Genomic DNA, 21710 nt, shown 5'->3' on the forward strand with positions numbered 1-21710 from the left:
TATAGACGTCTAAATGCTATTTATTTTGATTGTCTAAGGGCCTCGGCTCTTTTGTCTCTCATTTCCACATCAGCTTCAACATTCCAGCCTAACATCTGTTTGTCTATAATTTCAGATAAGGCATCAATATGTTCAGCTTCATCGTTTAAGCAACTTATATACTCAAACTTTTCACCACCTGCTTCTAAAAAGTAATCTCTGTTTTCTTCGCCTATTTCTTCTATTGTCTCTAGGCAATCTGCTGAGAAGCCTGGACAAACAACTTGCACTGACTTAATACCTTCAGATGGAAGTGCTTTTAAAGTGTGATCCAAATAAGGTTTAACCCACTCTTCTTTACCAAATCTTGATTGAAAACAAGTTAGGTATTCGCCCTCACCTAGCCCCAGCTCTTCCGCTAGCAACCTTGATGTTTTATGACACTGGCAAGCATAAGGATCGCCGTTGTGCCAATATCGATTAGGAATACCATGATAAGAGAAAATAAGTTTGTCTGCTTTACCATTTGCTTCCCAAGACTTTCTAATCTTATTTGCTAACGCAACAATCAGCTTCTTCGAGTCAGTATAATGATTTACAAAACGGAGCTCTGGTATAAAACGGGTTTTCTTAAATACATCTGCCACCGCATCAAAAGTTGACGCCGTTGTTGTTGCTGAGTACTGAGGGTACAAAGGCAAAACAATAACCTTTCGAGCGCCTTGGTTAAGCAAGCCCTGCAGTTTACTTTCTACTGAAGGGTTGCCATAACGCATTGCAAAATCGACTATCACATCACTATTATCAGAATAATGTTCCGCGACTTTGTTGGCTATGTTTTGAGTGTTTACTAGCAGCGGCGATCCCTCTTCAGTCCAAACGCCTTTGTAAGCCTTGGCAGAACGACGAGAGCGAAATGGAAGAATCACACCATTTAAAATACACCACCAAATTAGTCGCGGTATTTCTACTACTCGGGGATCCGACAAAAACTCTTTTAGATAAGGCTTTAGCGCTTCTTTAGTGGGCGCATCTGGCGTACCTAAATTTGTTAACAACACGCCTATTTTATCTTGCTGTCCATGGCTGAAATTTGGGGTATTTTGAAACTTCATTATTTTCTCTATATTTACTAATTTTTGCGATTTGAGGTAGTACGCTTACTTTCTCTTTTTCGTTTACTTTAAATGATTTACTAAAAACAGGTTTAGAATTTACATTAAAGGCCGATACATTTTTATTAAAGAGTAGCTCACCACGTCAGAGAGTTGTATGTATTCTAGCGCGATAAAACTAGTTTTGCTGATAACTTTATTACTTAACAGTAATTTAGTTAAGTCAGCTGTGCCAAGTGATCAGGCCAATAGCCAAACGACAAATCAACTGAGTGCTTCTTCATTATTATTCCAAGACTTAAAACGTTACATTCCTGAGCAAAACGTTCGAGTCCTTAAAACAGAAAAAAACGAACAATTTGTCGCCTTACACAAAGAAGAAACAACAGGTATTCCTAAGGGAATTGCTTTTATATTGCCCGATATCAATCAATCTATTTTTAGGCAGGCCGTGACTACTGCACTTTATAAAGACTTAGACAACTACGGCTGGACATCATTAGTTCTCACCATGCCTTCGTTACCAGAGCTAAAACAAGCCTGGGTAAATGAATCTGATAGCCCGCAAGAAAATGAGCAAGTTGAGACTTCTGATCAATCAGAGCAACAAGGCGCCGCGCAGAGCACTTCCGACGAGTCGTCACAACAAACTGAATCTCAGAATGATCAGCAAACGGAAAATACTGACGACACAACAAGTAATGTTGAGCAAGCAGCCATTGACCCATCTTTATACGCACAATTGGAAGACTTGAGTCCTAATTATGAGGCAGAGTTCAGCGAGCGAATTCAAAAAGCGATTGGTGAACGTTTAGAATCTGGCTTTGAGTTTACTAGCATTTATCCCGGCTTTTATTTAATGATTTGTGAGGGGCAATCCTGCTTTTGGTTAAATCGATTAATAGCGGAGCAAAAAATACCTGAACCTGACGGTTTAATCATGATTGGTGCCTATATGCCACAAGCAGATTTAAACCGAGCTTTTGCAGATGAAGTGGCTAAAACTGAGTTTCCAGTGCTTGACATTATTTCAGCAAACCATAACCAATGGACACATGCGATAAAGAAGTGGCGAAAGAAAATGGCACGTAAAAATTTCAAAACTAACTATCGCCAACGTGAACTCACTTTCTTTTTTGACTACCGAGACCAACAGAGAAGAATGATAAAAGAAATATACGGTTTTACTAACGCCGTGGGCTTATAGATTATTGGATTAGTTAGTTGGTTAGTTGGTGGTTGGGCGCTCTCACTCACCCAGCAAGCATTTAACAAAGGAAGCGAGTGAACTGGAAGGTTTAAAGCTCGCTTAAAAGTCACGAGCCTTTTTGATAATTTCATAAGCAGACTGTATATCTTGAGTTTTTTGTTTGGCCACTTCCATCATCTCTGGCGGTAACCCTTTGGCAACCAGTTTATCCGGGTGGTTTTGAGACATTAAACGCTTATATGCCCTTTTGATATCTCTCACTGAATCTCTGTCACTTACTCCAATTACAGCATAGGCGTCTAATAAGCTTGGCGCTTTTGCTTCTTGAGAAGAAGAACTCTTTCGATCATATTGTTTGTACTTTTCTTGTTGCTGCTGTTTATAATTTTGGAAGCGCATTTCTGCTTCCCACATGGCAATCAACTGAGTCAGATTACGCTTATTAAAGCCCAGTTGCTTAGCAATGTTAATTAACAAGTTATATTCGTCAGCTTCCAGAATAGAGTCTGAGTAGGCCGTTTGAATTTGGATTTCTAAAAAAAACTGGCATAAGTCTCGGCGATTGCCAAAATGGTTCTTAAATTGTTTTATTTTTTTCTTTAATGGAAAACCAAGTAACTTGCCTTCACGAAATGCATCCTTCGCTTCCGCGACTTGCTGTTCGTTTAGGCGCATTTGATCCATAAAGTCATTGGCGGTTTTTATATGTTCTGGCGTTACACGGCCGCTGGCTTTTGCAACATGCCCCATAACTGAAAACGTAGTGTAAAAGAAGATTGATTGTTTGGCATCATTACTTATTAACCACTCTTCAACGTTACCTTTGTCATTCATTCGTTGTAGAGCTTTGTCAAATAAGTGGCCGATCCACAACCCAGCTAACGCCCCTAAAAAATGGCGAACCAATAAAAAACCAAACAACGCACCTGCTATTTTTCCTATCACTACTAATCACTTCCAACTAATGAAACGTTTAAACCGGATTAATTACACTCAATTTCCGCTAGTTTCGTAGTATACAATAAAAAAATCGTATAGAATTCATCAGTTATTAAATTATTTTAGACCAGCGAAATTATGCGTTTCACGCTTCTGGTTATTGGTTAGTTGAGGTTATTTAAAGTTTGAAAAAGCACTCTGCACAAAAGGCACTTATTTTATGGACAGGTTTGGTATGTTTGCCAGCTTTTGCAGATCCACTATGCCATCAACCGTTACAATCAAAAAGTGCATTAAAATCAGTCTCTAATGCATTTAGCGGAACAATCCCCCAAGATACATTTGTTGTTCAAAGTGATTCCACAGACATCATTCGAGGCGAGAGAATTCAATTCGATGGCAACGTTATTATTTTTCAAAAACAACAAACCGTGCGAGCCGAACAAGCAACCTTTGATGAAGAAACCGGACAATTTTTAGCCCAAGGTAATGTCGAACTGTCTTCACAAGCTGCCACTGTGATTGGTGAATCAATCTTCATTGATGAAAAGAACAAAAATTTCGAGCTAATAAGCGCCGATTATCAATTTGGATTTAACGCCGGACGAGGCACTGCTCAATCTTTTTCAATAAAAAACAACAACGAACTGTCTTTAGAGTTGGCAACTTTTACTACTTGCCCTGGCGATGATCCTAGCTGGTTGTTCTCTTCAAGTGAGATAGACATAAAACAGGAAGAAGGCTGGGGTGAAGCTTGGAACACTGTTTTTAAAATTGGTGATGTGCCTATTTTGTATGTTCCCTACATTACATTCCCACTAACTGATGTTCGAAAAAGCGGATTACTATTTCCTGAGTTTGGCAGTTCTAGTCGATACGGTGCCTATTATGCACAACCCATTTATTTTAATCTTGCTCCTAATTACGACTTAACACTAACGCCTGCTTATATGTCGCAGCGTGGTTGGCTACTTGAGAGTAATTTGCGTCATTTGTCTGAAAGTACAGAAAATACTTTACAGTTGGAGTATCTAAATAGTGATCAACGATACCCAGAACTGGACGAGCGATATTTGGCATTTGTGCAACATGAGTCTGTTTTAAATAAAAACTGGAACTTGCAAGTTCAATGGACCGAACTGAGTGACGATAATTATATCAGTGAATTTAACAGTGATTACCATCACCAAGCTGATACACACCTGAATAATTTTGCTTTTTTACGTTACTCTACAAAAAGCACTCAATTAAATATATTCACCCAAGATATGGTTGAATTAGGTCAACATGACCCGTCTTATAAAATTCCTTTTCAAGTTGATCTAGACTGGGATGCAGTAACGTCAGAGTCTGGTTTAGGGGTCAATATTAAATCAAGCTATACCCACTTTGAAAATAGTGAAAAAGATGAACACCGGGTAGACCGGCTTCATGTAGAGCCTGCTATTAGTTACAATTACTACCACCCTAGCTTTCAGTTCGAATCTACACTTTCTTATTTAGCTACTCACTATCAACAGCAATTTAAAAGTGACAACGAGCAGAATAAAATTGACCGAGGTGTGGGTAAATTTAGACTTTTAACCGGTTTAAACTTCGAGAAACAAACTCAATTCTTTGGAAATAACGTAAGACAAACCTTAGAGCCAAAACTGCAATACGTATATGTGCAAAGCTCTAATCAAGAAGGCATAGGTCTTTACGACTCTCAAAAGTTAAAAGAAGATTATTTTGCTTTATTTAGAGATCAAAGCTACTCCAGCGTTGATCGAATCGATGCCATGGACCAGGTTACTCTTGGTATTTCAACTAGTATATTTGATGAAAAAAACCAAGAACTGTTCCGCTTTGGTGTAGGCCAGGTCCATAAATTATCTGAAGATGAAGAATTGTCGGGAACTAATGACGATATTGATAACTCGAAGCCTTCACTTGCTATCGAAGTCTTTGGCCAACTATCGGAAAATTGGCAAATAGATGGTGGCCTTTTATATAACCGAGATGATGACAAAGTAGAAACAGGATTTATCGCTCTAGACTATTGGATTGATGAAAATAAAAATATTCAGATTAACCAGCGTTATGCGCGGGATGTTGCAGATGTGACAATTAATCAATCAGGTATTTTTGGCAGCTATAAGCTAAATGAGAACTGGTCCATTGCTACAAGCTATCATTATGACTCTGAGAGAAAGCTAGACTTAGATGGCTTAATCGGCTTCGAATACCGCTCTTGTTGTTGGAGCATTCAAGTGTCTGCTCAACGACAAGTAGTATTAGATTTAAATAACCCTGATTTTAACGTAAATTCAAATGTTGAATATGAAAATGGAATCAGCATCAACTTCACCTTAAGTGGATTAGGTGGCGACACAGCATCAAAAATATCTAAAATGTTTTCAAACAGTATATTTGCCTATCGCCGACCTTACTTAATTACAAAATAATGAGAAAAAATATGTTTAAGAATACGCTAATTAGCGCAGTAGTAGCACTGACGAGCTTAGTCAGTTTTGCGACTAATGCGGAGGCAAAACGAATAGATAATGTTGCAGTCGTTGTTAACGATAATGTTATTTTGGAAGGCGAAATAGCGTCGATTATTGCTGAGGTACGCACTAGGGCTGCATTAGCAAATCAAAACCTACCTGGTGAAAAGGTGCTAAGAGCCCAAGCAATTGACAAGCTGGTTTTAAAAAGCATTCAACTGCAGCTCGCCGAGCGTATGGGGATCCAGATTAGTGACGCACATCTAGACTCTATAATTCAAAATATTGCAGATAGCAACAACTTGTCTATTGACGGTTTACGTAAAAAAATCGAATCTGAAGGCCAAAATTATGAACGCTATAGAGAGCAGCTTCGTGAAGATATTGCGTTAAATGAAGTTGTTCGTGCCAACGTTCGTCGTAGAGTTAGCATTTCTGAACAGGAAGTAACATCTCTGCTAAAAGTTATTGAACAACAGACCAGCAAAGAGGAATACCAAATTGGTCATATTCTTGTTGCCGTAGACAGCAACGCAACTCAAAGCGAAACTCAAGCCCGAAGACAAGTTGCTGACAAAGTAATTGAGTTATTGAGTCAGCAAGGTAGCGACTTTAAAAAAATTGCTATTGCTAGCTCTTCTGGTGCTAAAGCTTTAGAAGGTGGAGACTGGGGTTACATGAGTGTAAACGAAATGCCTACTCTATTTTCAGAAAACATTAAAGGGCAAGCTAAAAACTCTCTAATTGGTCCTCTTCGCTCAGGTGCTGGGTTCCACATTATAAAAGTACTTGATGTTCGCGGGCGTGAAACAGTTGAAGTAAAAGAAGTGAAAGCTCGCCACATTTTATTAGAACCATCTATTATACTAAGTGAAGAGAAAGCGAAAAATATGCTTGCCGGTTTTGTTAAAGACGTAAAATCTGGCAGTGCTGATTTTGCAGAGCTAGCAAAAACCCATTCTGAAGATCCTGGGTCAGCGTTAAAAGGTGGTGACTTAGGTTGGGCAAACCCTGATATATACGCTCCTAAATTTAAAGAAACATTAGCTGAATTAGAGATTGGTGAATTTAGCCAGCCATTCCGAACTCAGTTTGGTTGGCATGTAGTTCAGTTATTAGAAACTAGGAAAGCAGATACTACAGAACAAACGAAAAAAGACCGCGCTTATCAAATTATTTTCAAACGAAAATTCAATGAAGAACAAGAGAGTTGGTTACGTGAAATTAGAGAACAAGCCTATATTGAGGTCGTTACTGGTTAATGAGTAACTTTCCTAGAATAGCAATAACTCCGGGTGAGCCATCAGGTATCGGCCCGGACCTTGTTTTAAAAATTGCCCAACAAGATTGGCCGGCAACTATTATTGTGCTGGCTGACAAAGACATGTTGCAAGAGAGAGCCGCTTTATTAGGCTTACCTATTAAGCTCAAAGAGTTTTCAGACGAAGGCGGGCCTGAAAAGCATACTCCTGGCGAATTATTTATTATCCACCATTCATTAGCAGAAGCGACAGAAGTTGGTGTTCTTAACGAAAAGAATGGACGTTATGTTGTTGATACACTAACAACAGCTAGTGCAGGAAATATGGCAGGCACCTTTGATGCAATCTGCACAGGACCTGTTCACAAGGGTATTATAAACCAAGCAGGTGTTCCTTTTAGCGGACATACCGAGTTTTTTGCAAATCACTCAAATACGTCTGATGTAGTTATGCTTTTAGCGACAGAAGGTTTGCGAGTCGCGTTAGTTACTACGCATATTCCTTTAGCTTATGTTGCAAAAGCAATCACTCCTGAGCGGATCACTAAAGTGGCCACTATCCTTTACCAAGACTTACAAGTTAAGTTTGGCATAGACAAGCCTAAAATTTTAGTTTGTGGATTAAACCCTCACGCAGGTGAAGGCGGTCATTTAGGTAAAGAAGAAATAGAGATTATCGAACCTGTTTTAGCTCAATTAAATGCTGAGGGTATGGACTTTGTTGGGCCCCTTCCAGCAGATACTTTATTTCAACCAAAATACTTAGACAGCGCGGACGCAGTCTTAGCAATGTACCACGACCAAGGCTTGCCAGTACTAAAATACAAGGGTTTTGGAAATGCCGTCAATATTACCCTAGGATTACCGTACATCAGAACGTCTGTTGATCATGGAACTGCTTTAGACTTAGCCGGTACCGGCACCGCAAATACAGGAAGCATGGAAGTTGCAATCGCACACGCCATAAAAATGGCAATTGAAAACAAGGCAAAACGCTAAATGAGCAAGCATAAAACATCGAAGAAAAAACATTTTGATCCATCAAAAGGTATTCACCACGGTCACAAAGCAAGAAAGCGTTTTGGTCAAAACTTCTTAACTGACGAAGATATTATTGAGCGTATCGTAAGAGCGATAGCGCCTAAAGTAGGTGACAACATTTTGGAAATTGGTCCGGGCTTAGGTGCGATTACTGAGCCGGTAGCTGAACTAACAGATGTTCTAAATGTTGTTGAACTAGATAAAGATCTAGCTGAAAGATTAAAGACCCACCCTTTTATGGGCCCTAAATTAAACATTTATCAAGCTGACGCGCTAAAATTTGATTTCAACCAAGTTGTAAGAGAAGACAAGAAATTAAAGGTTTTTGGTAACTTACCTTACAACATATCAACACCGCTACTGTTCCACCTTTTTGATTATTTAGACAATATTGAAAACATGCACTTTATGCTGCAGAAAGAAGTTGTTAATCGCATGTGTGCAGCACCTAATACGAAAGCTTTTGGCCGTTTAAGTGTAATGACACAGTACTATTGCAGAACAGTACCGGTAACCGATGTACCACCATCGTCTTTTGTACCGCCGCCAAAGGTTGATTCAGCAGTGATCAGGTTAATACCAAAAGAACACGACGCTCGAAATCAAGTATCGCCGGCTATGTTAAACACCGTTTGTTTAGAAGCATTTAATCAACGCAGAAAAACGTTAAGAAATAGCCTACAAAACATTATTAGTGTTGAGCAATTACAGGCGCTTGGCATAGATGCGACAGTTCGCGCTGAGAATTTATCACTTGAAGATTACATTTCTATTGCACAATGGTATGAGAAAAACAAAAGCGAGTCACAGGCTAAATGAATATAAGTGTTGTCGTACAAACTAGAGACATACCTGAGCAAAGTGATGCAAAACAAAATAGATTTGTGTTTGCTTATACCATTGCCATCACGAATAACGGTGATCTTCCAGCTCAGTTGCTCAGCCGCTACTGGTTAATTACCGATGCAAATGGGAAAAAGGTTGAAGTTCAAGGGGCTGGAGTAGTTGGTGAACAACCAACAATCGAGCCAAATGAAACTTACACTTACACCAGTGGTTGTATATTAGAAACAGAAGTAGGTACCATGGAAGGGTTTTATGAGTTTGTTTCAGACTCAGAAACTGCACAAGTACCAATAAGTGTATTTAGGTTGGCTGTTCCAAATATCGTACACTAGAGCAACTCATGACTGATTACTTTATTGGCGACTTACAAGGATGTTACGACGGTTTGCAACAGTCGTTAGCTGAAATTGAATTTAACAAAGGTAAAGATACTCTTTGGCTTACGGGTGACTTAGTTGCCCGTGGCGAAAACTCTTTAGCAACGTTAGAGTTTGTAAAACAAAATGATAGCTCAATCCAAACTGTGCTTGGTAATCATGATCTACACTTCCTAAGTGTTGCTAATGGAATAAAAAGCAAAAACCCCAAAGACAAACTTGAAGATTTGTTAAACCACGCAGATATACACCAGTATTGTGATTGGTTAAGACATCAACCTATGTTACTAGAACTGCCGAACAACAAAGGTTATATGAGCCATGCGGGGTTACCACCTAATTGGAGCACTGAAGATGCCGTTTATTACTCCTCAAAATTAGAGCAAATCTTACGCTCTAAAACTTACATTCAATTCTTATCTAACATGTATACAAATACGCCCGCTTTATGGTCACAAAATTTGTTAGAAAATGAGCAACTGGTCTATGCTGTTAATGGCTTAACACGCATGCGTTATTGTTCAAAAGAAGGTACACTAGACTTGAATTTTAAGGACTCTCCCGACTCTTTACCTAATGACTCTGAGCTAATCCCTTGGTTTGATTTTGATAATCAACGCTTTAGCAAAATAAAGTGGATTTTTGGTCATTGGGCATCGTTAATGGGGAAGTCTTCCAATCCAAATATAATACCGTTAGACACGGGTTATGTATGGGGCAATTACTTTACTATATTAAACTGGCAGACACAGGAAACCGTGAAAGTGCCTGCCGGTATTAATAAATTATAAAAAAATATTGCTATATTTTGATAGCTTTAACTAATAAAAACACAAATTTGGCCGATACCTTTTACATATTAAAAAGTTAGCAGTCTGCCGCCCAGGAGAACTTATGAGATTGACCGTTGCAATGAGAGTAATTGGAGGATTTTCAATTACTGCAGTTCTATTACTATTTTTAGGAATTAACTCTGTTTTAGTGTTAAACGATATTTCTAAATCAACGGAGACTGTAAATAACTTATCTGTTCCGGCCATGGAATCTAGTGCTGCCTTGCAGCAACAGTTTATGGCAATGAGTAAAACCACTTTATTAGACTACTATGCCAATAGTTACGAAGAAGTAGAGCAGGCAGTGAAAGCCTTTAATAGCCAAGTATCTGATATGGATAAAGAGCTTAAGAGTTTAACTAATATTGTGGCGGAAACTGACGCACTAGGCTCTCAAATTCCTAAAGTTAAAGCTTCCTACAAGCAATTCACTTCTTCTGCTTATCAATTATTTTCTGCAAAAAAGCGCACATTGGAACTGGCAGATAAAGTAAACGAGCAATTAGAAGAAACTGAATATGCTGCTGACGACGCAGCCACTTTTATTCTTGATTTTACAGACCTTAATGAATTGCCAAATGACAATCCATCAGTGGTTGCTGCTACAAAAATAGAATCTAATATGCTAAGTATCATTACTGCGATAACTGATATTAGCAAAAATGACAACCGCTCCACTGTTGTCACCATCCGTAAAGAAATAGATTTTTTCCAAAAAAACATAAATGAAGCGGTGGCCGTTTTAAAGTCTGAATCTCAGGGCAAAAACTATGACGGTATTGACTCATTATTAGAACAAGTGGAATTAGTAAATGAGTTAATTAATTCAAATAACTCAGTTGGAGCCACTAAGGTTGCATTGTTAGATAAACGCCAAGAAGCTTATTCGCTGTTGAACAAAACAACTCAATTCTCAGAGCAAAGCATTGTTCAACTTAAAAAGTTGGGTAATACAATCAAAGACGAATTGCACGTTACAACCTCTAGTGTAAAAGAGTCTGTAAGTAGTGGTGTATCTAAAAACTTAATAGTGATGTTAGTTGCTTTATGTCTTTCACTCTTTATTGGTTATAAAACAGTTATTCGAGTAACTCGTCCTCTTAGTGAAGTAAATGAAGTATTAAACGTTGTATCTACAGGCGACCTTACCGTTAAACTTGATACAAGTAATAATGACGAATTTGGTGAGCTTGCTAAAAACTGTAACAAGTTAATAGACAGCCTACGAGACCTGATTCACGGAATTGTAAGCCGCTCGAACCAGCTTGCTACGGCGTCAGAAGAAACATCAATGGTTGTAAAAGAGTCAACGGTAGCTATTAATGAGCAGCGCTCACAGGTAGAACAAGCCGCGACGGCAACAACGGAAATGGCAAGTACATCTTATTCAGTAATGGATAGAGCAAACGAAGCTTTAGCCGATATAAAACAAGCTGATGAAGACGCAGAGCGTGTTAAAACCATATCGGACAACAACAAGCAAACCATTTTAGGTTTAGCGAGTGAAATTGAACAAGCTTCTGGCGTTATTCATGAGGTTAATGAGCACAGTGCGGCTATCGGCGGTATATTGGACGTAATCCGAGGCATCGCTGAACAAACTAACCTACTAGCATTAAATGCTGCTATTGAAGCGGCAAGAGCTGGTGAGCAAGGCCGAGGTTTTGCGGTTGTTGCTGATGAAGTAAGATCGCTAGCAAGTAAGACGCAAGAGTCTACGCAAGAAATTCAAAATATGATTGAGCAACTACAACGCGGTTCTAAATCAGCAGTTAGTGTGATGAATCATAGTAAAACGCAAGCTGAGCTTTGTGTAACTCAAACTGAAAAAGCCACTATGGCATTAAATAATATTACTGACTCAGTGCATCAAGCAAATGACATGAGTGAGCAAATTGTGTCTGCAGCGAAAGAGCAGAATCAAGTTAGTAATGAAATCAGTGAGCGATTAGAGTCTATTGTTGCTATTGCTGAACAAACGGCTTCAGGCGCAACACAAACAGACTTATCGTCGCAAGAAGTTGCTAGGTTAGCAGAAGAGCTTCGCCAGTCTGTAGAGCAGTTTAGGTTGTAATTTAGATAGGTTGATGGACAGCAAGCTATCTTAGCTTGCTAAAGTCTCATAAAAAAACGCCCATCGGGCGTTTTTTTATGCTTTGCGTTCTAGTTTCTAGTTTCTAGTTTATTTAATCAAATCTTCAATTCGAGCTTTTAACTTTCCTGGCTTAGTCGTTGAGCCAAATCGTTCAACAACCTCACCTTCTTTATTAATCAAGAACTTAGTAAAGTTCCATTTAATGCTTTCAGTACCTAGCATGCCTTTCTTTTTAGTTTTAAGGTGCTGAAAAATAGGGTGAGCTTTTGGTCCGTTTACATCTATCTTTTCGAATAATGGAAAATCAACACCATGATTTAAACGACAAAACTCTTGAATTTCAGTGCTATTGCCCTTCTCTTGCTCACCAAATTGATTACAAGGAAAGCCAAGGATAACTAAACCTTTATCTTTGTATGCATCGTAGAGCTCTTGTAAACCATCGTATTGGTAAGTAAAACCACATTTACTTGCTGTGTTTACAACTAATACAACTTTACCTTTGTAATCCGACATTTCTATTTTTTGCCCACTAATAGAAGTGGCAGAAAAACCGTAAAATTCACTCATTTGATATTCCTATTAAATTTTGCTTTTTAATTTAGCACCACACGAATCACGCACTATTAAATCTGTTTTCATGAAGCTGTTAGAAATGGGTTCACCTTTTATAAGCTCAACAAGCTTGTCCACTAACAACACGCCAGCTTGCGCAGAATCCTGACGACAAGTAGTAAGAGCTGGCTGTGTGTATCTTGCAACGGGTATATCATCAAATCCAACAATGGCAATTTCTTCCGGTACTTTTAGGCCGCTTGATTGAAGTGCATTTAATACACCCGCAGCTATTAAGTCACTAGCTACAACAATTGCATCCACTTTAACCTTTGATTCTAATAAACTGATTGCAGCATCATATCCAGCGTCTTCGGTATTAACCGCATCCCTTTGTGTGCTGTCATCAACAACAAGTCCGGCTTCTTGTAGTGCCTCACTGTAGCCTTCAAATCGATTCATGAACTCAGGTGAGCCATCATCTACATTGCCTACAAAGGCAATATTTTTTCGTCCAAGATCAATTAGGTGCTGGGTGATTTGTTTTCCGCCATGAAAGTTATCACAGCCAATTGAACATGTGTTCACGCTCTTAGTTGCGGCACCCCAACGAACAAAAGGTGTACCATGACTCACGAGTTCATGGAGTTTAGATTCATAATCTAAGTAATTACCATATCCAAGCAAGATAAGGCCATCCGCCTTATTACTATCTTTAAATACAGAGTGCCAATCGGCGTCTAACTCTTGAAATGAAACTAAAAGGTCGTAACCTAAAATTCCGCACTCTTTGGTTATACTACCTAACATAGATAAAAAGAATGGATTTACGAGTGAATCGTCGCTACTGGGATCTTCAAATAACAACAGGGCCAATGTTGTACTAGTTTGAGAACGTAAACTACTAGCATTTTTATCTACCGTATAATTTAGCTCTTTTGCTATTTGGCGAATTTTTTCTTTCGTTTTATCACTTACCAATGGGCTATTTCTAAGTGCTCGAGACACTGTAGACTGAGAAACACCGGCGCTATAAGCGATATCAAATGAGGTTGCTTTACCTTTCACAAATAATTCACACGTATTATTAACAATAGAACAATAGTACCTAGCAAAAGATTGGGTGTAAACAATATTTAAAGAAGATAATCAAGTACAAGAGGAAAAATACATACGTATTCAAAAAGGTTAAGTGCTCGGTAAAAGAAGATTTTCTCAGACAGTTTATTTTAAGGTTAAACGCTCTTTCCTACAATAAAAAAAGCCGCAAAGTGCGGCCTTCTTAAACAAAGTATTATGTATTTGCCGATATCAGCCACTAAACCCCATTAGGGAATCGTTTTTCCAGTACAATTTTACTTTTTCTAATTGTCTGAAATGCTTTTGAATACTCTAACAATAGACGTAAACCTTCATCAACACGATTGGCAACAAATTGCTTTTCACCAATATAACAACCCGCTTCATCAATAATGCTATTAACTCTGTCTATAACAGTATTAACGGGTAAAAAGTTGAGATAGGTATTCTTATAAACCGTTGAGCGCATTTCCTGAATCGGATAACGGCCACCAGAACCAGCAGATACAGTTACGATATATGCCGGCTTATGGCGAAAAACACCAGTGAATAAAAAGAATATATTCTTGAGTGCAGGAGGAACCATACCGTGCCACTCAGGAACTACAAAAATAAACGCATCAGCCGCCTCAAGTTCGCTTTGAGGTTTAGACAAAGTTGTTAGGTCTAGAGACTCTTCCCACATTGGTAAATTGGCTGTTGATAAGTCAAAAATGCTGACATCATTACTATCATCTAAACTCAATAATTGCTGTTGTAGATACAGCGATGTTTTGTAACTTGCTGAATTATTGCGAGTACTTCCTGAAATAACGGTAATGTTCATAGTTAACCCTAGTCGTTGTCTTAGTTAATAAAAACCCAGCATAAAGCTGGGCTTAATAAAGTAATACTAACGCTAAGCTACTTCTTTGTCTTTAACAAATAACACAGAAACCGCACCTAAAATCATCGATACGCCTGCGAGCATAATAATATAAATGGCCTCATTGCCGAATACTGAGCCCAATATCCAGCCACTTACTAAGCCAGATATAATTTGTGGCGCCGCTATCGTGAAGTTAAAGATACCCATGTAAACACCGGTTTTATCCGCTGGCAGAGCGCCGGCTAATATTGCGTAAGGCATAGCTAAAATAGCAGCCCATGCGATACCAACGCCTATCATAGACAAGACAATACCAACAGCTCCCTGTGGAACGGTAACTTCGGTAATATAAAGGTTAACCGTCGTAATTGTTGGATCTGTAAAAATGATCATACTGATATAGCCTAAACCACCAGCCAATAACGACAGCGAATAAACAACTTTTCTGCCAAATGTATTGGCTAGTTTTGTCAGTACCACCGCAAACGCTACTGAAAACAATGCTTGAGCAGCATATAAAATACCAACCCAATCACCTGCAGCACCTTTAGCCTTTGAGATAGCATCAGGTACAGAGTTTGCAGCTAGATAACTTGGGTCAAACCAATCAATTGCAACGCCCCATGTATTTTGGGTCAATGCAGCGGGTAAATACGTCCACATAATAAACAATGAAAACCACGAGAAAAACTGAACCACAGCTAATTGCTTCATTATGTGTGGGGAGTCTTTTAGTAACTGCCAAAAACCAGCTAAACGAGTTAATAACGGCTCTTTAGGCTCATCAATGGCTTTGGTAACTTCTGGGCTTAATCCCTTAAATTCATTATATTGCTCTGGCGGATACTCTTTAGTTCTAAACACGGTCCAAAGCACTGAACCTAAAAGAATGGTCGCTCCAATATAAAATGACCAAACAACAGAAGGCGCTATTTCACCGGCTTTAGAAGCGTTTTCTAAACCTATAACGTTCGTTAATACAAACGGTAGAATAGAACCAACAACAGCACCGATATTGATTAACAAAGTTTGAACAGAGTAGCCCATGTTGTGTTGTTCTTTGGGTACCATGTCTGATACTAGAGAACGGAAAGGCTGGAACGTAACATTAAATGCCGCATCTTTGATGGCAAAGATTATCAAACCAAATAACATTGGCGGTATAAAAGCAACTAACAGCCCGGCATTGGGTAATAACGCCATTGCCAACGCCGCAACAATTGCGCCGCCAAAAATAAATGGCAAACGCCTACCCATTCCATTCCACGTTTTATCTGATAAAGCTCCTACTATTGGCTGTACCAGCAGACCCATAATTGGCGCAGCTAACCAAAATAAGGATAGTGATGACAGGTCTGCTCCTAAATCAGATAAAATCCTACTAACGTTACCGTTTTGCAAAGCAAAACCTATTTGAACTCCTAAAAAGCCAAAGCTGACATTCCAAACTTGCCAAAAGGAGAGTTTCGGTTGATTCATATAAATATCCTGTTGTAGACGCACTATTATTGTTATTTTTATGTAATTTGATAAAGCGTTATACAGCGCTAAATTAACGCTTCAGACTATAACGAAGGTGGAGCTCAAACAAACCCATACATACGTATTCAGACCTTCTCATAATGCTATTCAATTTAAAAAGTAAATAAAAATAAAAGGTCCGGAGTTACAAGGTTTTACCTAAAATCCATAATTATTTTTAGTTTTAAACTGGCATTTTATAAAACTACTGCAACACTTAATGATCTTAATTGTTGGGTGACTTCATTTATGAATCACTCAGCTTAAATACTAATAATAATTAAGTCCGAAGGATTGGAGTCTTTATGACCCCTACCGGACGTATGAGGGAGTATTAATTATGATTGCTCTATATCTTGTTGCAGGGTTAGCAGTTAGCCTAATTTTGTACGGATTTAACACTAATTCAGAGACAAATAAAAGTACATTCCACTTAAAAAAATTGTTACCGGCTGTGGTTTTAACTAGTTGTTTCTGGCCAATAGTAATGATGCTAATAAGCTTTGAAGCAATGCCAAAACCCAAAACCAGAAAGCCACCAATCTCTTACAAAGACTTAATTTTGCCGGTAAATATTGAATCGGTGGAACACAGTGAGTTAATTAAGGACCCAAATACGATTGTGCCAGACCTGCCGTTTGGACACCTACATTCAAAATGGCAAAACCTCAAACAAAAGACTGACGACAAAAATATGATTTGGGCATTTAAAACCCAGCCAAAACAACAAAGTAATAAAGATATTGTAGAAGGTTATGCGCTAGTGGATAGTAATAAACAAATTGTTGATTACTTGGTGACAGCTAAATACAAAGAGAATTATGGTGCTAACGGCAATACAGCTATTCATTAATCGTGTTATTTGCAACCACTCTTAAATGATTTCTAAGTGGCTTAGCGGCCACTTTTTGGTTATAGCCAGAAAAACGATTACTGCTTTCTACCTCAACTTCATCAGTCCTGTGCCAAAGTAAAACAGACTCTACTTCTAAAACAACATTTAGCCCTAGCATCGCCATATGAGCCTCGCCGTGCGTTCGAAACACTCTAGCGCGATCTAATTCGCCAAACATTTCTGGACCTTTGTAACCTGTGTAGTAGCCTTTCTCAGAATTAAACAGTAGAAACTGCCAAGCTTTTTTAACCTGCATATCGACATCCTTTAAATGTTATTACGACCATTCCTTTGGCCACGTCACTGCAATTTATCCTTAAGTTACTACTAAAGATAGTTCCTTTTAGGTAAGCCGCAAGTATCGATTTTATTTATCTAGATTAAACAACCATATAATTGCTTCAGAAAACTCTCTACGCCAAAATTTCTCATTATGTTCACCTTCGATATCAGTCTTAGCCCTAATATTTGGAGCTTTGAATCCATTTTTTGCTAGCAAGGCGATCATCTTGTTTTGATTTTGAACAACATCAACACCTTCTTTTTCACCTACCAAAAAATACCATTTGTTTTCTTTTGGTGGCAAATTTCCAATGGTAAAGCTATAGATATCAGGAGCATACCAATATGAGGTGGAAAACAGGCCGGCTTTACCAAATACATCACTATATTTTACTGCTGCATAATTGGTAATAAGTGAGCCCATGGAGCTTCCAAGCATCGCGGTATTTTGCTTGTTGGTTAAAGTCCTGAACTTGCTGTCTACGTATGGCTTAATTACATTTACAACATCCTTTATGTATAAATGCCCCTCTGCCTCACCGTACTTCTCATGCGGCCAGGCACTATATTCATTGAGCCTTTTTTGCGGATGGTTATCAATGCCTACAACAATCAGTTCAAAGCCAAACTTCATCGTAATTGCACCCAAGCTTTCATCAATGCCCCACTCACCAACAAAACTTGTTTTGTCATCAAATAAATTTTGAGCATCGTGCATGTAAAGCACCGGATAACGTTTGCTTTGATTTTTGTCATAAGAAGGTGGGAGGTAAATACGTAACGTGCGAGAGCGCTTTAATGATGGTAAATACACAGCGTTATTTTCAATTATGACAGAACCTTTGTGAACGACATCAGCATAACCCTTTGGGTCACGCTCAACACTAACAGCGCTGGCAGCAAACAAGGCAAAAACCAAAGACAAACAAGCTCTTTGCATTACTTTTTTCATAACTTAAATCCTTTTACTTTGAAAGGCAGCCTAAGCTCGATTCAACTCTACTTAACCAAGCTTAAATTAACTTACTTAACTTACTTAACTTGGGTTAATCGCAATAAACTAACGAATAGTCATCATCATTTTATCGTTTGCTAATTTTTTAGCCGCCGATGCACCTCGTATATCAGCATTCCAATCAAACTTAATTTCTATGCGCTGTAAAGCCTTGTTATAAAAAGCTCCACGCTGCGCGAGCTTAAACTCTTGTTTATTATTAAACAGCGCTATTTCAGCGCCTGCTACGTCAATGGAAATTGGCATTGTTGGCCAATGATTAACGGTTATATTAAACGTTCGATTAAGAGGCATACCCGGATAACCATTACCTGCACCAAGTTGCCTTTCCAAACTCATTGCATACCGTGGACTGCCCTTCAACTGATGAGCCGCGCCATTAATAACTAGCTTTTCAAATTTTCCGGTTGCTAAAGAGTCTTGAGAAATACCGTCATCATTATAAATAGTCGCAGTGGTTGATAGTTGGCTTTGATCGTAATACACATCAAGGTTTAAAGATTCCGTAGAGTAATCAGCCGTTGTCATAATTGCATTTGTTGTTGGCACAATAGATCCGCCTTTAACAAATACCGGAATTGTATTTAGCGATAACGGATACTCGATCTCCTGGCCACCTTGATAAACTTGTTTGGACCAAAAATCTGTCCACTGACCCTTTGGTAATTTAACTTTTATTGACGCTAGATTGGGCTCAGCCACTAGCTTAACTAAAAACGCATCGCCCCACATAAACTGTTGAGTTTCAGTTTGAAACTCTGGCGTATCATTTTCAAAAAACATAGGTCTCATTAACGGTAAGCCCGTCATCGAATTTTGATACGCCATGGAATATAAATAAGGTAGCAACTGGTAACGAAGCGTTATAAAACGTTTTATTATTTGTTGGGTTTCTTCATCATGAAAAATAGGTTCCGGGGCAATATTATCTTGCGCATGTGGACGATAAATTGGTTGAAAAACCCCGTACTGAAGCCAACGAATATACATTTCTTTATCAAAGGCATCGCCACCAGCAAAACCGCCTAAATCAGAGTGAGTATAAGCTAAGCCTAACAAGCCCATTTGCATGGTCAATTCTGGTTGTGGTTTGAGTCCATCCCAAGACCTTGAAACGTCGCCAGTCCAAGGGATCATGCCATAACGCTGCGAGCCGGCAAAACCTGAGCGCATCAAAATAAATTGACGTTCATTTGGCATTGCTTCATTTAAACCTTCATTTACTAATTTTGCCCACTGATGTCCAAAGGCATTGTGAACTTCATTCGCAGAAGCGGTAATGCCAGCTTCAGAAAGTGTATGCAACATATCAGCCGGATGTACTTCTGGCTCACCTAAGTCTCCCCACACTCCACTTACGCCTTGCGTAGCAATATCATGGTAAATAGTCTTAAACCAATCTTGCGCATCGTTGCTAAACACATCTATAAGCCCAGTATGTCCAAAATAAAAGTCGTAGGTTTTTACCTTGTCGCCAGTAATGTTTTTGGTAAGAACATTATTCTCAATCGCTTCTTGCCAACGGCTGCTGGTATTCAAAATGAAAGGCTCTGTGATCAAAGAGGTTTTCACCTTTAGGTCATTTAATTCATTTAACATCGTATTAGAATCAGGAAAGGTACTTTTATCCCACTCAAGGTTACCCATATGCCCCTGTATGTCTTTACCAAACCAGTACAAATCTAAAATTATTGAATCAACGGGGATGTCTTTTTCCCTAAAGGATTTAATCGTTTCAACCACTTCTGTTTGATTGCGATAACCAAATCGGGAGGCATGATTGCCAAACGCCCAAAGCGGAGGCAGAGGTTGTGTGCCTGTTACTTTAACGTACTGGTGGATCAAATCAGGATAGTCGTTACCAGCGACTACTATATAAGCCTGGCGACCTCCAACTGACTCAAACTGTAAAATATCAGATTCGGTTTTGCCAAGATCGATAAAACCTTTAGCCGGATTGTCATACAAAACAATGTATTTTTTAGAAGACATAACTGCGGGAATGCTAAAGTTCATTTGCTCAGAATGAGTGCCATAACCATAGTGAGCTCGATTATAGAGTGGCAACTTGTGCCCTCTTCGGTCCATGCCTAATATTCGTTCGCCCGTTCCCATTAAGCGTTCAGTTTCATCCAACTTAAACCGGAAACCTTGCAACGCATGAGAGCCAAAAAATCCAGACTCTTCCGATAATAAAAGTTGTTCATTTTTGAAGTAAGAAAGCTGCATGCTTGCTTTGTCTATACTGACTTTCAGCGTATTAGTTGAAAAAGCCAGCGAGCTTTTACTGTTTATTACTTTGAGTTTAGGTCGATAGTTTTGCTTTGGGTCTTTAGCGAAGCTTGGAAAGTCAGCTCGTACAAATGGGTTCGCCAATGGCCTAATTTCAAAGGCATTGTCGTGCAGAGCTGTGATGTCAATTTTCCCTTCGCTGTGCACCACAGTTAGGGTATGACCGTTTAAAGAGTGGCTAACATAGGTTTTATTCGCACTAGCATCAAAAGAGAGCGTAACAGCGAATAAAACAACAAAGATAAAACTAACGAAACGCATATTATTCCTGGTTTAAAGCTTGTTCGAATTTAAGGCCTGTCAAACGAGTAATAGTTTTAACAACGTATATCATAATGCCAATCAGCATTATTAATGATGGAATAGCGATGACTGGATAGCTCACTAACGTCATTTCACCTAACTGTTCGTTAAACTCAACGGTGCCTGCTTGGCTTGTCACTATCATCTTAGCCAAAATGTAATTTGCCGCTGCAGAGAAAACAAAAGTAGAGGCTAACAAGTGATTTGCGGTGTTTATTTTAGATTTAAACTCAGCTACATTGCCTTTTTCAGCCAAAGTGTCATAAATTAAATTTAAGTTAAACAACGTTGGGTTTAGCATTAGTTTGGCCAATAAAGGCTTTCCACTAAAGCCAGAAACGAGCACCACTAAACCAATAATGGCTGGAATAGCCGCTTCTTTAATTGCCAGCCACTCTGCGTCTAGCTCAAACAAACCTATACCGCCCGTTAACAAGGTGCTTAAAAAGCCCAACAACGAGATAAAGTTGAAAGTCTTAGATTGCACAAAGTCATAAATGCCATAAGCAATTGGGAACGCTAGCGCCACTATTAGTCCGTTAACCGTGCCTAAGTATTCATCTCCCGACAACTTCATTAATATCAATGATGGAATAATAATATTGAATATCAGCTCAAGGAACGTATTGTTCTTTTTAGGTTTTGTTGGTTGCGTTGTCATATTTGATTTTCATACTGCATATTTAGTTAAACTCTGTGCCCGATATTACCTTA

At 38.8% G+C, this 21710-nt stretch carries 19 protein-coding genes; 9 read left to right on the forward strand and 10 right to left on the reverse strand.

Features of this window, described 5'->3' with window-relative positions; all coding sequences use genetic code 11:
- Positions 1-20: 20 nt before the first annotated feature.
- A complete protein-coding gene (gene hemH / locus ABD009_RS04095) occupies positions 21-1094 on the reverse strand; it encodes a ferrochelatase (protein ID WP_343822918.1) in 1074 nt (357 codons plus the stop codon).
- 157 nt (positions 1095-1251) lie between these two features.
- Between hemH and ABD009_RS04100 the strand changes: the two genes are divergently transcribed.
- On the forward strand, positions 1252-2301 hold the full coding sequence (locus ABD009_RS04100; protein WP_343822920.1) for a DUF3530 family protein: 1050 nt from the start codon (positions 1252-1254) through the stop codon (positions 2299-2301).
- Positions 2302-2403: 102 nt separating this feature from the next.
- Here the strand turns inward: ABD009_RS04100 and djlA are convergent, their stop codons facing one another.
- A complete protein-coding gene (djlA, locus tag ABD009_RS04105) occupies positions 2404-3249 on the reverse strand; it encodes a co-chaperone DjlA (RefSeq protein ID WP_343822922.1) in 846 nt (281 codons plus the stop codon).
- 179 nt (positions 3250-3428) lie between these two features.
- On the opposite strand from djlA, the gene ABD009_RS04110 reads away from it, so the two are divergent.
- The 7 genes from ABD009_RS04110 to ABD009_RS04140 all read left to right on the forward strand — a co-directional run bounded on the left by ABD009_RS04110 (position 3429) and on the right by ABD009_RS04140 (position 12164).
- The gene (locus ABD009_RS04110) at positions 3429-5690 is read left to right on the forward strand and encodes an LPS-assembly protein LptD (RefSeq protein WP_343822924.1); all 2262 of its coding nucleotides are present in this window, start codon (positions 3429-3431) and stop codon (positions 5688-5690) included.
- Between the two features lie 11 nt (positions 5691-5701).
- Positions 5702-6994 (forward strand): peptidylprolyl isomerase SurA, encoded by a 1293-nt coding sequence (gene surA, locus ABD009_RS04115; RefSeq protein WP_343822926.1) that lies wholly within the window; start codon positions 5702-5704, stop codon positions 6992-6994.
- On the forward strand, positions 6994-7992 hold the full coding sequence (gene pdxA, locus ABD009_RS04120; RefSeq protein WP_343822928.1) for a 4-hydroxythreonine-4-phosphate dehydrogenase PdxA: 999 nt from the start codon (positions 6994-6996) through the stop codon (positions 7990-7992). Before surA ends, pdxA begins: the two co-directional genes overlap by 1 nt.
- The gene (rsmA, locus tag ABD009_RS04125) at positions 7993-8853 is read left to right on the forward strand and encodes a 16S rRNA (adenine(1518)-N(6)/adenine(1519)-N(6))-dimethyltransferase RsmA (RefSeq protein ID WP_343822930.1); all 861 of its coding nucleotides are present in this window, start codon (positions 7993-7995) and stop codon (positions 8851-8853) included.
- Positions 8850-9212 carry a Co2+/Mg2+ efflux protein ApaG gene (apaG, locus tag ABD009_RS04130; protein WP_343822932.1) on the forward strand — a complete coding sequence of 121 codons (363 nt, stop codon included), beginning with the start codon at positions 8850-8852 and terminating at the stop codon, positions 9210-9212. The genes rsmA and apaG overlap by 4 nt, the downstream gene beginning before the upstream one ends.
- 8 nt (positions 9213-9220) lie before the next feature.
- Positions 9221-10048 carry a symmetrical bis(5'-nucleosyl)-tetraphosphatase gene (locus ABD009_RS04135; protein ID WP_343822934.1) on the forward strand — a complete coding sequence of 276 codons (828 nt, stop codon included), beginning with the start codon at positions 9221-9223 and terminating at the stop codon, positions 10046-10048.
- A 103-nt stretch (positions 10049-10151) separates the two neighbouring features.
- Positions 10152-12164 (forward strand): methyl-accepting chemotaxis protein, encoded by a 2013-nt coding sequence (locus ABD009_RS04140; protein ID WP_343822936.1) that lies wholly within the window; start codon positions 10152-10154, stop codon positions 12162-12164.
- Between the two features lie 108 nt (positions 12165-12272).
- Here ABD009_RS04140 and ABD009_RS04145 read toward each other — a convergent pair whose 3' ends face one another.
- From ABD009_RS04145 to ABD009_RS04160, 4 genes are all read right to left on the reverse strand, one after another.
- A complete protein-coding gene (locus tag ABD009_RS04145; RefSeq protein ID WP_343822938.1) occupies positions 12273-12755 on the reverse strand; it encodes a glutathione peroxidase in 483 nt (160 codons plus the stop codon).
- A gap of 12 nt (positions 12756-12767) precedes the next feature.
- Positions 12768-13808, reverse strand: coding sequence for a LacI family DNA-binding transcriptional regulator (locus ABD009_RS04150; protein ID WP_343822940.1), 1041 nt, complete (start codon positions 13806-13808; stop codon positions 12768-12770).
- 250 nt (positions 13809-14058) lie between these two features.
- Positions 14059-14646 (reverse strand): NADPH-dependent FMN reductase, encoded by a 588-nt coding sequence (locus ABD009_RS04155; RefSeq protein ID WP_343822942.1) that lies wholly within the window; start codon positions 14644-14646, stop codon positions 14059-14061.
- 72 nt (positions 14647-14718) lie between these two features.
- The gene (locus ABD009_RS04160) at positions 14719-16173 is read right to left on the reverse strand and encodes an MFS transporter (protein WP_330997778.1); all 1455 of its coding nucleotides are present in this window, start codon (positions 16171-16173) and stop codon (positions 14719-14721) included.
- A 376-nt stretch (positions 16174-16549) separates the two neighbouring features.
- Between ABD009_RS04160 and ABD009_RS04165 the strand changes: the two genes are divergently transcribed.
- A complete protein-coding gene (locus ABD009_RS04165) occupies positions 16550-17062 on the forward strand; it encodes a hypothetical protein (protein WP_343822944.1) in 513 nt (170 codons plus the stop codon).
- On the opposite strand, the gene ABD009_RS04170 is transcribed toward ABD009_RS04165, so the two are convergent.
- From ABD009_RS04170 to ABD009_RS04185, 4 genes are all read right to left on the reverse strand, one after another.
- Positions 17052-17360 carry a hypothetical protein gene (locus ABD009_RS04170; protein WP_155695527.1) on the reverse strand — a complete coding sequence of 103 codons (309 nt, stop codon included), beginning with the start codon at positions 17358-17360 and terminating at the stop codon, positions 17052-17054. The two genes, ABD009_RS04165 and ABD009_RS04170, sit on opposite strands and share 11 nt — an antisense overlap.
- Positions 17361-17471: 111 nt before the next feature.
- Positions 17472-18338 (reverse strand): alpha/beta hydrolase, encoded by an 867-nt coding sequence (locus ABD009_RS04175; RefSeq protein WP_343822947.1) that lies wholly within the window; start codon positions 18336-18338, stop codon positions 17472-17474.
- A gap of 108 nt (positions 18339-18446) precedes the next feature.
- Complete coding sequence (locus ABD009_RS04180; protein ID WP_343822949.1) at positions 18447-20954, reverse strand: glycoside hydrolase family 31 protein; 2508 nt, start codon at positions 20952-20954, stop codon at positions 18447-18449.
- A 1-nt stretch (position 20955) separates the two neighbouring features.
- Positions 20956-21657, reverse strand: coding sequence for a VC0807 family protein (locus ABD009_RS04185; protein ID WP_155695531.1), 702 nt, complete (start codon positions 21655-21657; stop codon positions 20956-20958).
- Positions 21658-21710 lie beyond the last annotated feature (53 nt).

Source organism: Psychrosphaera haliotis (genome assembly GCF_039523615.1).
Lineage (GTDB): Bacteria > Pseudomonadota > Gammaproteobacteria > Enterobacterales > Alteromonadaceae > Psychrosphaera > Psychrosphaera haliotis.